Source organism: Bacteroides sp. 1_1_14 (genome assembly GCF_000162515.1).
Classification (GTDB): Bacteria; Bacteroidota; Bacteroidia; order Bacteroidales; family Bacteroidaceae; genus Bacteroides; species Bacteroides thetaiotaomicron.
In genome coordinates, this window is record NZ_GG774706.1 from 260,075 (window position 1) to 272,976 (window position 12,902).

Here is a 12,902-nt window from a genome sequence, read left to right on the forward strand (position 1 = left end):
TATGAGAAATAGAATTTTATTTTCTTTCCTTGCTTGGGTAGCAGTGATCGTGTCCGTTCAGGGTAAACAAAAAGATTTTGTTTTGCAGTCCGGTCAGCCGGTTGCGATAGCTTGCAGCGGTTCGGAAGCACCGGTGGTGCGTACTTCTCTGGACTTGTTGTCCCGTGACCTTCAGACTGTATTGTCGGCAACTGCCCATATAGACACAAACACCGGAAACATCATAGTAGGAACGATCAGGCAGAGCAAGCTGATTGAGCAGGCAGGCATCGATATTTCCGCATTAAAAAACAAAAAGCAGGCTTTCATGCTCGCCGTCTCAGAAGATGGAAAGCTAGTAGTAGCCGGCAGCGACAGTCACGGTACAGCCTACGGCATACTTGAAATATCCCGTCTGCTAGGCGTTTCCCCTTGGGAATGGTGGGCGGATGTGACTCCGGAGAAGAAAGAGATGTTCCGCCTTTCTTCCAAATTCAGAGAGTTGCAGTCTCCTTCTGTGGAGTATCGGGGCATCTTTATTAATGATGAAGATTGGGGACTGATGCCTTGGAGTAACAAGACTTACGAACCGTCGGATGTGAAAGGAGAAATCGGGCCGCGTACCAACGAACGTATTTTTGAGTTGCTGCTTCGTTTGCGGGCCAATACCTACTGGCCTGCTATGCATGAGTGTACCTTGCCTTTCTTTCTGACGAAGGGCAATCGGGAAGCAGCGAAAAAGTATGGCATCTTTATGGGAGCTTCCCACTGCGAACCAATGGCGTGCAATGCTGCCGGAGAATGGAAAATACGTGGAAAAGGAGCATACGATTACGTGAATAACAGTCCGGCCGTTTATCAGTTTTGGGAAGATCGTGTGAAAGAAGTTGCCGGACAAGAGATACTTTACACGCTGGGTATGCGTGGCGTTCACGATGGAAAGATGCAGGGAGCCAAGACGGTAGAAGAACAGAAAGCCGTCCTGAACTGGGTATTTGTTGACCAGCGCGGCTTGCTCGAAAAGTACGTGAATAAAGACGTAACACAAGTGCCGCAGGTCTTTATTCCTTATAAGGAAGTGCTCGATATTTATCATGCGGGACTGCAAGTGCCCGAAGACGTGACCTTGATGTGGTGTGATGATAACTACGGCTATATCCGTCATTTCCCCACTGCCGAAGAGCGTGCCCGTAAAGGCGGCAACGGAGTCTATTATCATGTTTCCTACTGGGGACGCCCGCACGATCATTTATGGTTGAGCACCATGAGTCCATCGCTCATTTATCAACAGATGAAGCAGGCTTACGATCAGGGAATACAGAAAATGTGGATACTGAACGTCGGAGACATCAAGCCTGCCGAGTATCAGATAGAACTGTTCATGGATATGGCATGGAATCTGGATAAGGTATCTTCCGAAGGAGTAACCGCACATCTGAAACATTGGCTGGAACGGGAACTGGGAACCTCCTGTGCAAAGACCATCCTCCCCGTTATGCAGGAACATTATCGCTTGGCACATATCCGCAAACCCGAATTTATGGGAAATACACGGGAGGAAGAAAAGAATCCGGTCTATCGGGTAGTCAAAGACTTACCGTGGAGCGAAAGAGAGATAAACGAACGTCTGAATGCTTACAGCGAACTTTCGGAAACAGTAGAGAAAGCTGCTTCTAAAGTACCCGCCGACAGACAGAGCGCTTACTTCGAACTGGTGAAATATCCTGTACAGGCTGCAGCACAAATGAATCGCAAACTGTTATACGCCCAATTGGCACGCCACGATAAGGAAGACTGGGAAAAGAGTGATGCCGCTTACGACAGCATTGCTGCACTGACTCAACACTATAACTCATTGGAGAATGGAAAATGGAATTGCATGATGGACTTCAAACCCCGCAAGCTCCCTGTATTCAACCGTGTGGAAAGAAAGGCGGCTACTGCTCCGATGACAGCAGACCGTAAAGCAGTCTGTCAATGGAACGGGGCGGAGGCAAAGAAGGGCAACGCTATTGTCTGCGAAGGTTTGGGATATGAAGGCAAAGCCGCAGAGATAAGAAAAGGCGATGCGCTGACTTTCTCTTTCAGTAATCTGAAAACGGACTCGGTAGAGGTGGATATCCGGTTACTTCCCAATCATCCGGTGCATGGCGATAAGTTGCGTTTCTCGGTTTCTCTGGATGGTGCCGAGCCTGAAGTGATAGCGTACGAAACGAAGGGGCGCAGCGAGGAATGGAAAGAGAACGTGCTTCGTAATCAGGCAATCCGGAAAATTGTACTTCCCGTTACGGGTAAGAAATCACATCAACTGGTCATCAAGGCATTGGATGAGGGAGTGATACTGGATCAGGTAATGCTTTATGAGGTGAATTAGATATAATTCTATATTTTATAGTTTCAGACTGGCTGGGTCAGTCAGTCTGAAATACACTGTTTATTGTCCCGGCTTGATAATCAACCGCAGTACAAACCAAGCATGATGTGCTGCGGTGCTTATCCATCCATAATGCTTTGCCATAATGCGGAACCGTTCTTTAAGAGAAGCCTTCCGGTTCTGCGTAGTCATTCCTTCATCCAGATAGTCGATGATTGTCAGGTGCGTATTGTGCAGGGTACGCGCCTTTTTCATGATGCGGATGCACCAGTCGAAATCAGCGGAGTACCGGTAGTTTAAGTCATAAGGTTCCATCAGCGTATGTCTGGCAAAGAAAGCCTGATGGCAGACTAACATTCCTTGTTTGAAACTCTTCCAGTCCAGCTTTTCGGGCGTGGAAAGGCGGCGCATATGCAGAAAGTGCCTGTCTTTGTCAACAATCGCAGTTTCCCCGTAGATGACGTCGGGGAGAACACTCCCATGAATGCTGTGCACCATTTGCTGCAAGGTGTCGTCTTCGTGAAAGCAGTCGCCCGCATTCAGGAAACAGAGATAGTCGCCGCTGGCAAGGGAGATCGCCTTGTTCATGGCATCGTACAATCCTTTGTCCGGTTCGCTGACGACGGTAGTTATCCGTGAGCGGTATCTGTCGATGATAGAGAGAGTACCGTCTTTAGAGGCTCCGTCCACAATGATGTATTCTACGTGGTGGTAAGTCTGCGAGATAACACTTTGGATGGTATCTTCCAGTACTTTCTCGGCATTGTAGGTCACCGTGATAATCGAGAACTTGGGAGTAGGATGGACACTATGCATATTTCCCTGTTATTTTGTTGTAAACGTCCGTGTACTTCTTCGCTATGATACTTTCCGAATAGTTGCCTATGGCCTTGCGGCAGGCTTGTGCGGAGAGTTCCGCATATTCGGGTTCCGTCAGTACCCAATGGATGCCGTTGGCCAGATCTTCGGAAGACTTGCGCTGAGCTACGTATCCGTTGTGCAGATGATCGATCATTTCCGGTATGCCTCCGGTGTTGAAACCGACGCAGGGCACACCGCAGGACATCGCTTCCATCACCATATTCGGCAGATTCTCTTCGAGAGAAGGGATAGCGAAGAGGTCTACGGCATTGTATATATCCACCAACTCATGCTCATTCTTAATATAAGGAAGCGGATAGACGCGGAAAGGAATCAGGTCTTGCAACTGCTGCGACTGGTTGCCGAAAACAACCACGCCCAATGAGTCTTTCCATTCCGGATGTTTCTCTGCCAGCAGTTTGCAGGCTTCAATCAGATAGTCAATTCCCTTTCGCTTGTCTGTTATCTTGACAGAACCGAAAAGAATCAGCTTCCCTTCCTGTGGCAGCCTGCATTTTCTGCGGGCTTCCTGCTTATTGTGAGGCTTGAAAAGATTCGTGTTGATGGCGTTCGGGATACTGATAACCGTTTGTCCGGTGAGCAGTCCGCTGACTTTGGCCTTCTCCGCCAGCCAGCGGCTACAGCCTACAAACGTGATGGATGCTTGACTATAAATTTCTTTCTTCTTCCGGAAGATTCGGGTAGATAAGTCCTTCTTGCCTCCTCCTCCGTAGATGTAAGGGCAGTGGTGGCATTCCTGTTCGTAACTCTTGCATTCGCGTGCATAATGGCAGATGCCGGTGCAGGGCCACATATCGTGCATGGTCCATACTACAGGTTTGCCGGAAGTCAGAATCTTGCGGATGGTGTTGAGTGACAGCATCCCTTGGTTGATCCAGTGCAGATGGATGACATCTGCCTGCTGAAATTCGGGAAGCGAAGTGATGTCCGTACCGGTATTGGCGATATCTACGGCGAATAGATCATTCTTCTTGAAACGGTTGGCTTTCCAGATGACGATGCGTTCCCACATGAATTTCCATACGTGCAGCCAACTGCGCTTTAGGCCGACGACGCTGATTTGGTCTGTCTGTTTGTCACGTACCAACATTTTCGCCTTGATGCCGTTGTTCTTAAGCGATTCCATCAGTCGTCCGGCAGCGACAGCCGCACCACCTATTCGTTCGGAAGTATTGATGATTAGTACCCTCATGCTTTCAAAATGTTTGCACAAAAGTAGTGGTTTTCAGTGAAAATCCGTACAAAGTCACATATTATTTGTACTTTTGCCACACTTATTAATAAGGAGATATTGAACATGAAAAAGGTTGTGTTTTTAGGATTAGGGTATATCGGCCTTCCTACGGCAGCCGTTGCTGCCGCTCACGGTTTCGAAGTCATAGGAGTAGATGTCAATCCTTCTGTGGTGGAAACGATCAACCAGGGAAAGATACATATTGTAGAACCTGAACTGGGTCAGGTAGTCAGGGACGTAGTGCAGAGTGGAAAGTTGCGTGCTGTATGCAAGCCGGAAGCGGCGGATGCTTTCTTTATCGTAGTGCCTACCCCGTTCAAGCAGAACCATCGGGCGGACATCACCTATGTGGAAGCGGCCACCCGTTCCGTGATCCCTTATCTGCAGGAGGGTAACCTGTTTGTCATCGAATCCACTTCTCCGGTATATACCACCGAACGTATGGCGGAAGTGATCTATAAAGAACGTCCCGAACTGAAAGGGAAGATACATATCGCTTATTGTCCCGAACGCGTATTGCCGGGAAATACATTATACGAACTGGTGCACAACGACCGCGTGATAGGCGGCATCGATCCGGCATCCACCGAAAAAGCCATTGAGTTTTATTCCGCTTTCGTACAAGGCAAACTGCACGGCACCAATGCCCGCACGGCAGAGATGTGCAAACTGACGGAGAACTCCTCCCGCGACTCACAGATCGCCTTTGCCAACGAACTCTCCATGATCTGCGACAAAGCCGGAATCAATGTATGGGAACTGATCGCACTTGCCAACAAGCATCCGCGTGTGAATATCCTTCAACCGGGTTGCGGAGTAGGCGGTCACTGCATTGCGGTAGACCCTTGGTTCATCGTATCCGACTATCCGGAACAGGCGCAGCTCATCAAGCGTGCCCGTGAAACGAACGATTACAAAGCGGACTGGTGTGCGAACAAAGTATTGGAAACCTGTCAGAAGTTTGTGGAACAGAACGAGCGCGAACCGGTCGTTGCCTGCATGGGACTGGCTTTCAAACCGAATATCGATGACTTACGGGAATCTCCCGCCAAATATATCGCTTCCCGCATCATCTCCGAATCGAGAGCGGACGTGCTGATTATTGAACCTAATATAAGCACTCATAAGAGCTTCCATCTGACAGATTATCGGGAAGCATACGAGAAAGCAGATATTATCGTCTGGCTGGTTCGTCACGATGTCTTCCTTGCATTGCCCAGAGAAGAAGGAAAGATAGAACTGGACTTCTGCGGCGTGAGACGATAAAATGTAGTTTAATTGCGAAGAGGTTGTATAGACTCTATTAAATAAAGCAGATGAAAAAGATATTGCTCGTTTTCGGTACCCGTCCCGAAGCGATAAAGATGGCTCCGCTTGTAAAGGCGCTCCAGAAAGATACGGAACATTTTGAGACACGTGTCTGCGTTACGGCACAGCACCGGCAGATGTTGGATCAGGTATTGGAGGTGTTCGGCATCACTCCCGAATATGACCTGAATATCATGGCTCCCAATCAGGACTTGTATGACATTACCGCTAAAGTACTGCTCGGACTGCGCGAAGTGCTGAAGGACTTCCGTCCCGACACCGTATTGGTGCATGGAGATACGACTACCTCGATGGCAGCATCCCTTGCGGCATTTTATATGCAGATACCTGTGGGACACGTGGAAGCCGGATTGCGTACCTATAATATGTTGTCTCCCTGGCCGGAAGAAATGAACCGCCAGGTGACAGACCGTATCTGTACTTACTACTTTGCACCGACGGAACAGTCAAGGGCAAATCTGCTGCAAGAGAATATAGACGCGAAGAAAATCTTTATTACAGGAAATACGGTGATTGATGCCCTGCTGATGGCAGTCGATATCATTTCCACCACCGCCGGTGTGAAAGAAAAGATGGCGAAGGAACTTCAGGAGAAAGGCTACACGGTAGGTGATCGTGAGTATATCCTCGTCACCGGACATCGTCGTGAGAACTTCGGAGATGGTTTCCTGCATATCTGCAAAGCGATCAAAGAACTGGCGGCTCTTCACCCGGAGATGGACATAGTCTATCCCGTTCATCTGAATCCTAATGTGCAGAAGCCAGTGTATGAACTGCTTTCCGGTCTGAGCAATGTCTACCTGATCTCTCCTTTGGATTATCTGCCTTTTATTTATGCCATGCAACATTCTACTCTGCTGCTGACTGATAGCGGCGGTGTGCAGGAAGAAGCCCCTTCATTGGGCAAACCCGTGCTGGTGATGCGGGATACGACCGAGCGTCCGGAAGCTGTTGAGGCGGGTACGGTGAAGTTGGTCGGCACGGATGCGGAGGCAATTGTCAGTAATGTCACTGCCCTGCTGCAAGATAAAGAAATGTATAAGCGGATGTCCGAAACGCATAACCCTTATGGTGACGGACAGGCTTGCGAAAGAATCATAGCTGCGCTTCGATAACTTCAAAATAGTTTCATTGCTTGAAACCATTGGTTTCTCGGTGTGAAACTGTTGGTTTCAAGGCATGAAACTTTTAGTTTCAGAGCATGAAACAAATCATGCCGTTCGTTGGCGCCGATGGCGGGACCGGGCGAAACAAAAATTAATAACACTTCTTATCGGGAATGCCCTCTAACGAAAAACGGGCTGTCAGAGAATCACTTCTCCGGCAGCCCTTCTTCATTAGGATCAAAAAAACAGAGGAAGTATGATATTCTTTATTCCTGTCCTCCCCCTAAAGCACGGTATAGGTTAATTAAACTTTGTATTTCGGTAAAATGATTGGCCGTCTGTGATAGTTGCGCGCTGAGCAATGACTGTCGGGCGGTAAGTACTTCCAGATAGGTTGTATTCGTATGTTCCATCAGCAGAGAAGTACTTCGCACGGCTGTTTGCAGAGAAGCAATCTGCTTGTCGAGCAAGATTCTTTTCCCCTGACTGGTCTGATAGGCAGTCAGCGCATCATTCACTTCGCTGCCGGCGTTGAGCAATGTTTGCTGAAAGCCGAGAGCTGCTTCTTCCTGCTGCGCACGGGCGATGCGATACTGAGTCACCACTTGTCCTTTATTAAAGAGCGGCTGCGTGAGCGAACCTACTGCCGATGCCAGGAACTTGCCCGGATTGAGAATCATAGACCCGACGGAGTTCGTCCATCCGGCACTTCCGCTCAACGTGATGGAAGGGTAGAAAGCCGAACGTGCCGCATTGGTGCCATAGAACGCTGCTTCCAGCGTCCGCTCGGCCGAGCGGACATCGGGGCGGGCGGCAAGCATTCGGACAGGGATTCCTACGGCAAAGTCCGTAGGAAACTGTTGGTCTGCCAACGTTCCGCGTTCGTAGTTGCGGGGTGTCTCTGCCAATAATAAAGCAAGACTGTTCTCCACTTGATTGATCTGCTGCTGCAAATCGAGCACAGAACCCTGCACTTGATAATAAGTCGCTTCCATCTGCGATACAGCCGATTCGTTCGCCAGTCCGGCGTTCATCAGTGAGCGGGTAGAGGCTACGGTTTCTTTCCATGCCTCCTCCGTCTGTCGGGAGATGATGAGCTGTTCGTCCAGCATCAGCAGCGTGTAATAAGTATTGGCTATACCGGCTATCAGCTGCGTGCGGACTGCCTGACGGTAATCTTCACTTTGTGCATACAGCGCTTTCGCCTGCTTCTTGGAGTTGCGCATACGGCCGAATACGTCCAGTTCCCAACTGGCGGTCACGGGCAGCGAGTAACCCTGCGTAGCTTTGTTCGTATCGAAGCTGCTCACTGTCCCCTGCGGGGAAAGCGCAAAGGCGGGCAGGAAAGCAAGTTTGGCGGACATCAGCACTGCCTGAGCTTCTTCTACACGAAGCTGGGCGGACTGGTAGTCGGTATTGGTCCGCAACCCTGTCTCGATGAGGGACTGCAGATGAGGGTCGGTGAAGAGTTCCCGCCAGTCCATATTCCCCAGACCGGCAGTGTCTTCCGTCACCACTTCCCCGCCGTAAAGATCGTCGGGGACGGAAGTGGCGGGCTTGTATTTGGTATAGATGCCACAACCGCTCAGCGTCAGACTCATGGCAACTAACAGGATGATATTTTTCTTCATTCTTTCTTTTATTTATTAACGTTCACGTTCAGCTTCACTTTTCTCTTTTTCCAAAAGCACTTGTACATCTGCTTCTTCTTCCATCGGTTTACGGATTTTCTCCTGCAAGTATTCAAAGATGATGTAGAAGACCGGAACGACAAAGAGCAATGCCACCGTTCCGACAGCCATACCGCCTACGACACCCGTACCCAGCGAACTGTTGCCATTGGCACCCGCACCGGAAGAGAACATCAGTGGAAGCATACCGAAGATCATTGTCAGCACCGTCATCAGGATAGGACGCAGGCGGACCTGTGCGGCAGAGTAGGCCGATTCTACGATGCCCATCCCTTTGCGGCGGCGTTCGATGGCGTACTCCGTAATCAGAATAGCCGTCTTGGCCAGCAAGCCGATCAGCATGATCACCCCTGTCTGCAAATAGATGTTATTCTCCAGTCCGAGTATCTTGGCGAACAGGAACGAGCCCATCAATCCGAACGGTACGGAGAAGATAACGGCAAACGGTACGAGGAAACTTTCGTAGAGACAAGCCAGAATCAGATAGATCAGGAAGATGCAGATGGCGTAGATGAAAACCGTCTGCGCACCACCGCTGCTTGCTTCTTCGCGTGCCATACCGCCATATTCGTATCCGTAGCCTATCGGAAGCGATTCTGCGGCCACTTCTTCAATCACTTTCTGCACTTCACCCGAAGAGTAACCGTCGGCAGGATTCACATTGGCTGTGATGGTGCTGTAGAGATTGAAACGGTTGGCCGTTTCCGGTCCCAGTACCTGTTTCAGTGTAACGAACTGGCTCACCGGAGCCATTTCCGTACCGTTGCGCACAAACATATTGTTCAATGCCTGCTCGTCCAGACGATATTCGGGCGATGCCTGCATCATTACACGATATACCTTACCGTATTGGTTGTAGTTGGAGATATATGCTCCACCGCAATAACTGCCTACCGCATCGAGTACCGCGCTTGGCGAAATTCCTGCACGCTTACATTTGGCGGCATCCACTTCTACCGAGAGCTGCGGGAAGTTGATGGCGTAGGATGTATAAGCCATAGCCACTTCCGGGCGCTGGTTCAAGGCATTGAGGAACTGTGTGGACGCGTCATAGAACGTAGCCAGATCACCGCCTGTCATATCCTGAAGGTTCAGTTCGAGGGAGTTACCCATACCGTATCCCGGAATCATGGCGGGCTGGAAACTGAATATCTGCGCTTCCTTGATGGACTGGAATTGTGCGTTGAGGCGGGAAGCTACGGCATCCGAACCGTGTTCCTTTCCTTTTCGTTCGCTCCAGTCTTTCAGGCGGACAATGATCGTACCGTAAGAAGTTCCCTGACCGGAGATCAGACCGTATCCTGCTACGCGGGCGTAGTGTTCTATTTCGGGCGTATCTTTCAGAATGTTTTCCAGCCGGTCCATTACTTTCGTCGTTTCTTCGAGCGTGCTTCCCGGTGAGATGCTGACATTCACCATGATAACACCCTGGTCTTCCTGCGGCACGAGTCCCGTCTTGGTCGTGCTCATCAGATAAACCAGCAGGACGATGGTAGCAGCCAGTGAAGTCCATACCATCCAGCGATGGCGGATGAAGTACATCACCCCTTTCTTATACTTGTCCAGCACGGCATTGAACGAAGCGTTGTAAGCTGCGCGTACCCGTCCGTTGATACTCTTGGCGCTCTTGGTTCCGTCCGACGGACGCATCATGATGGCGCACAGGGCTGGACACAGGGTCAGAGCCGAGATCATGGAGATACCTACGGCAGTTGCCATTGTGATACCGAATTGGGTATAGAACACGCCCGAAGTACCTCCCATGAAGGTGACGGGGATAAATACGGCCATGAAGACACAGGTACAGGAGACGATAGCCATCGTCACGTCGCCCATCGCATCTTTGGTGGCAAGGTAGGGCGACTTGTATCCGGCATCAAACTTGGACTGCACCGCTTCTACTACTACAATGGCATCATCCACCACCGTACCGATGGCAAGCACCAGGGCAAACAGGGTCAGGATGTTCAGACTGAATCCCGCAGCTACCAGACAGGCAAACGTACCTACCAGTGACACGATGATGGAGATGGACGGGATGAGCGTACTCTTTAGGTCCTGCAAGAAGAAGTATACCACGAGGATGACCAGAATGATGGCGATAATCAGTGTTTCCACCACGTTGTGTATGGAAGCGAAGAGGAAGTCGTTCGAACTCATCATGGTGACGAACTCCGTTCCTTCCGGAAGGTTTTTCTCCATCCGCTCCATCTGGGCGGTAATTTCTTTATTGACAGCGGTCGCATTGGAACCCGCTGTCTGGAAGATCATATAGAGCACGGCAGGCTGGCTGTCCATCTCACTGCGGAAACTATAAGTCATAGTGCCCAGTTCCACATCCGCCACATCTTTCAGACGGAGTATCGAGCCGTCTTCACGAGAGCGGACAACGGTGTTCTGAAACTCTTCCACGCTCTTCAGTCTTCCGCGATATTTCATCGTGAACTGGAAGACGTTCTGCGAACTCTCGCCCAGTGAGCCGGTAGGGGCTTCAATGTTCTGCTCGCCCAGCACGCCGGTGATGTCCGAAGGCACCAGCCCGTATTGTGCCATCCGTTCCGGTTTCAGCCAGATACGCATACTGTAGGTATCGCCCAGCTCCATGACGTCTCCTACTCCCTCGATACGCTTGATCTGCGGGATGACGTTGATGTCCAGATAATTGGCAAGGAAGGTCTGGTCGTAGCGACCGTCGGTGCAGACCAGCGCGCCGATTTGCAGGAAGCTGGTCTGGCGTTTCATCGTGCTTACGCCGACTTTCGTTACTTCGGCGGGCAGCAGTCCCTGTGCTTTGGCTACACGGTTCTGTACGTTGACAGCCGCCATGTCGGGGTCGGTGCCTTGCTTGAAGTAAACCTGTATGATAGCCAGACCTGCATTGGAGGCGCTGGACGTGATATACATCATGTCTTCCACCCCGTTGATGCTCTCTTCCAGCGGCATGATGACGCTGTTCATCACGGCTTCGGCATCGGCGCCCGTATAGCTGGCGGATACATAGACTGTGGGAGGAGCGATGTCGGGATATTGCTCCACCGGCAGGGTGAAGAGCGAGATAAGCCCTATGGCGAGAATCAGCACGGAGATGGAGATAGCCATCACCGGCCGTTTGATAAATATATTTCCTTTCATAATCAGTCTCCTTCTTATTTAACCTGTGTGCCTTCGCGCACCAGTCCGGCGCCTTCCGATACAATTTCGTCACCGGCTTTCAGGCCGTCCAGCACTACATATTCGCGTCCGTCGTTGATTCCGGCTACGGTGATCAGGGTGGAGACTGCTTTGCCATCCACTACCTTATATACAATCGTCTTGTCCTGCATCCGCACGGTGGCTGTCTGGGGGATAGCGATGCAGTTCTTGTAGATGCTTGGCACTACTACCGTGCCCGATGCTCCGCTATGAAGCAGCCGTGATTCGTTGGGGAACACTACGCGTGCCACTACGGTCCCTGTCTGACGGTCGATCACTCCACTGATGGATTCGATGGTACCTTTCTTCTGATAGACTGAGTTGTCGTTCAGAATCAGTTCCACTTCCGGCATATTCTTTAACGCTTCGTCCATGTCGCCGTACTGTCGGGTAAGGGCGAGCAGTTGGTTTTCGGTCATCGAGAAATAGACGTACATATCCGAATTGTCACTGACCGTAGTGAGCGGATAAGGAATGTTGGCGCTAACCAATGCGCCTGCACGATAGGGCAATGCGCCTACAACTCCGTCACTGGGACTTTTCACTTCGGTATAAGAGAGGTTGTTACGTGCGCTTATTTCCTGAGCTTCAGCCTGTGCCAGTTGTGCCTTGGCGGTGAGATAAGAGTTTTCGGCAGTCTTCAGGCTAAATTCTGAAACGACTTTCTGCGCATACAGTTCCTTGTTGCTCTTGTAAGTCAGTTCGGCGGTGCTCGTAGCGGCGCGGGCCGCTTCCACATTGGCGGTGGCGGTTTTGAGTGCGGCTCTGTAAGGTACCTGGTCGATGATGAAAAGCAACTGTCCTCGACGTACTTTCTGACCTTCGGTCACGCAGAGTTTCTCGATTGTTCCTGACACTTGCGGATAGATGTCAATATCCTGTCGCCCGCGTATGGTCGCCGAATAGGAGGAAGAAAGTTCTTTGTCCGTTGGTTCTATCTGCATGACTGCATAAGAAGATTTCACTCCTGCATCCGGTGCCTGCTTGCACGATGCCATCCACACTGTACAACCGACAATTCCTATCAGCCGTATCCATTTTTTGTTCACTGTAATCATACTTACTCTTTTTGTCTTTTATTAAAATCAGAACAAAAGTAGGAGAAAAGAACAAGT

General features: G+C 50.4%; 8 protein-coding genes. 3 read left to right on the forward strand and 5 right to left on the reverse strand.

All coding sequences use genetic code 11. The features are described 5' to 3' along the window. Position 1 precedes the first annotated feature (1 nt). The gene (locus HMPREF9007_RS11525) at positions 2 to 2,353 is read left to right on the forward strand and encodes a glycosyl hydrolase 115 family protein (RefSeq protein ID WP_008761829.1); all 2,352 of its coding nucleotides are present in this window, start codon (positions 2 to 4) and stop codon (positions 2,351 to 2,353) included. Positions 2,354 to 2,413: 60 nt separating this feature from the next. Here HMPREF9007_RS11525 and HMPREF9007_RS11520 read toward each other — a convergent pair whose 3' ends face one another. Next, positions 2,414 to 3,169, reverse strand: a complete 756-nt coding sequence (locus tag HMPREF9007_RS11520) for a glycosyltransferase family 2 protein (protein WP_008761830.1) — start codon at positions 3,167 to 3,169, stop codon at positions 2,414 to 2,416. Beyond that, a complete protein-coding gene (locus HMPREF9007_RS11515) occupies positions 3,162 to 4,427 on the reverse strand; it encodes a glycosyltransferase family 4 protein (protein ID WP_008761831.1) in 1,266 nt (421 codons plus the stop codon). Before HMPREF9007_RS11515 ends, HMPREF9007_RS11520 begins: the two co-directional genes overlap by 8 nt. 105 nt (positions 4,428 to 4,532) lie before the next feature. On the opposite strand from HMPREF9007_RS11515, the gene wecC reads away from it, so the two are divergent. Both wecC and wecB read left to right on the forward strand, forming a co-directional pair. After that, positions 4,533 to 5,735 (forward strand): UDP-N-acetyl-D-mannosamine dehydrogenase, encoded by a 1,203-nt coding sequence (gene wecC, locus HMPREF9007_RS11510; RefSeq protein WP_008761832.1) that lies wholly within the window; start codon positions 4,533 to 4,535, stop codon positions 5,733 to 5,735. 50 nt (positions 5,736 to 5,785) lie between these two features. Continuing rightward, positions 5,786 to 6,913 carry a UDP-N-acetylglucosamine 2-epimerase (non-hydrolyzing) gene (wecB, locus tag HMPREF9007_RS11505; protein ID WP_008761833.1) on the forward strand — a complete coding sequence of 376 codons (1,128 nt, stop codon included), beginning with the start codon at positions 5,786 to 5,788 and terminating at the stop codon, positions 6,911 to 6,913. A 257-nt stretch (positions 6,914 to 7,170) separates the two neighbouring features. Here the strand turns inward: wecB and HMPREF9007_RS11500 are convergent, their stop codons facing one another. Genes HMPREF9007_RS11500 through HMPREF9007_RS11490 form a run of 3 tightly spaced genes read right to left on the reverse strand, consistent with a single transcriptional unit; the run spans position 7,171 to position 12,845 of the window. Continuing rightward, the gene (locus tag HMPREF9007_RS11500; RefSeq protein WP_008761834.1) at positions 7,171 to 8,535 is read right to left on the reverse strand and encodes a TolC family protein; all 1,365 of its coding nucleotides are present in this window, start codon (positions 8,533 to 8,535) and stop codon (positions 7,171 to 7,173) included. A 15-nt stretch (positions 8,536 to 8,550) separates the two neighbouring features. Beyond that, a complete protein-coding gene (locus HMPREF9007_RS11495) occupies positions 8,551 to 11,727 on the reverse strand; it encodes an efflux RND transporter permease subunit (RefSeq protein ID WP_008761835.1) in 3,177 nt (1,058 codons plus the stop codon). A 14-nt stretch (positions 11,728 to 11,741) separates the two neighbouring features. Next, positions 11,742 to 12,845: an efflux RND transporter periplasmic adaptor subunit gene (locus tag HMPREF9007_RS11490; protein ID WP_008761836.1), complete on the reverse strand. Its 1,104-nt coding sequence runs from the start codon at positions 12,843 to 12,845 to the stop codon at positions 11,742 to 11,744. Positions 12,846 to 12,902: the final 57 nt, after the last annotated feature.

Bases quoted from the DNA above. Each gene is read 5' to 3' on its own strand.
- HMPREF9007_RS11495 (WP_008761835.1), bottom strand. From the start codon at position 11,727: ATGAAAGGAAATATATTTATCAAACGGCCGGTGATGGCTATCTCCATC.
- HMPREF9007_RS11525 (WP_008761829.1), top strand. From the start codon at position 2: ATGAGAAATAGAATTTTATTTTCTTTCCTTGCTTGGGTAGCAGTGATC.
- HMPREF9007_RS11520 (WP_008761830.1), bottom strand. From the start codon at position 3,169: ATGCATAGTGTCCATCCTACTCCCAAGTTCTCGATTATCACGGTGACC.
- HMPREF9007_RS11515 (WP_008761831.1), bottom strand. From the start codon at position 4,427: ATGAGGGTACTAATCATCAATACTTCCGAACGAATAGGTGGTGCGGCT.
- wecC (WP_008761832.1), top strand. From the start codon at position 4,533: ATGAAAAAGGTTGTGTTTTTAGGATTAGGGTATATCGGCCTTCCTACG.
- wecB (WP_008761833.1), top strand. From the start codon at position 5,786: ATGAAAAAGATATTGCTCGTTTTCGGTACCCGTCCCGAAGCGATAAAG.
- HMPREF9007_RS11500 (WP_008761834.1), bottom strand. From the start codon at position 8,535: ATGAAGAAAAATATCATCCTGTTAGTTGCCATGAGTCTGACGCTGAGC.
- HMPREF9007_RS11490 (WP_008761836.1), bottom strand. From the start codon at position 12,845: ATGATTACAGTGAACAAAAAATGGATACGGCTGATAGGAATTGTCGGT.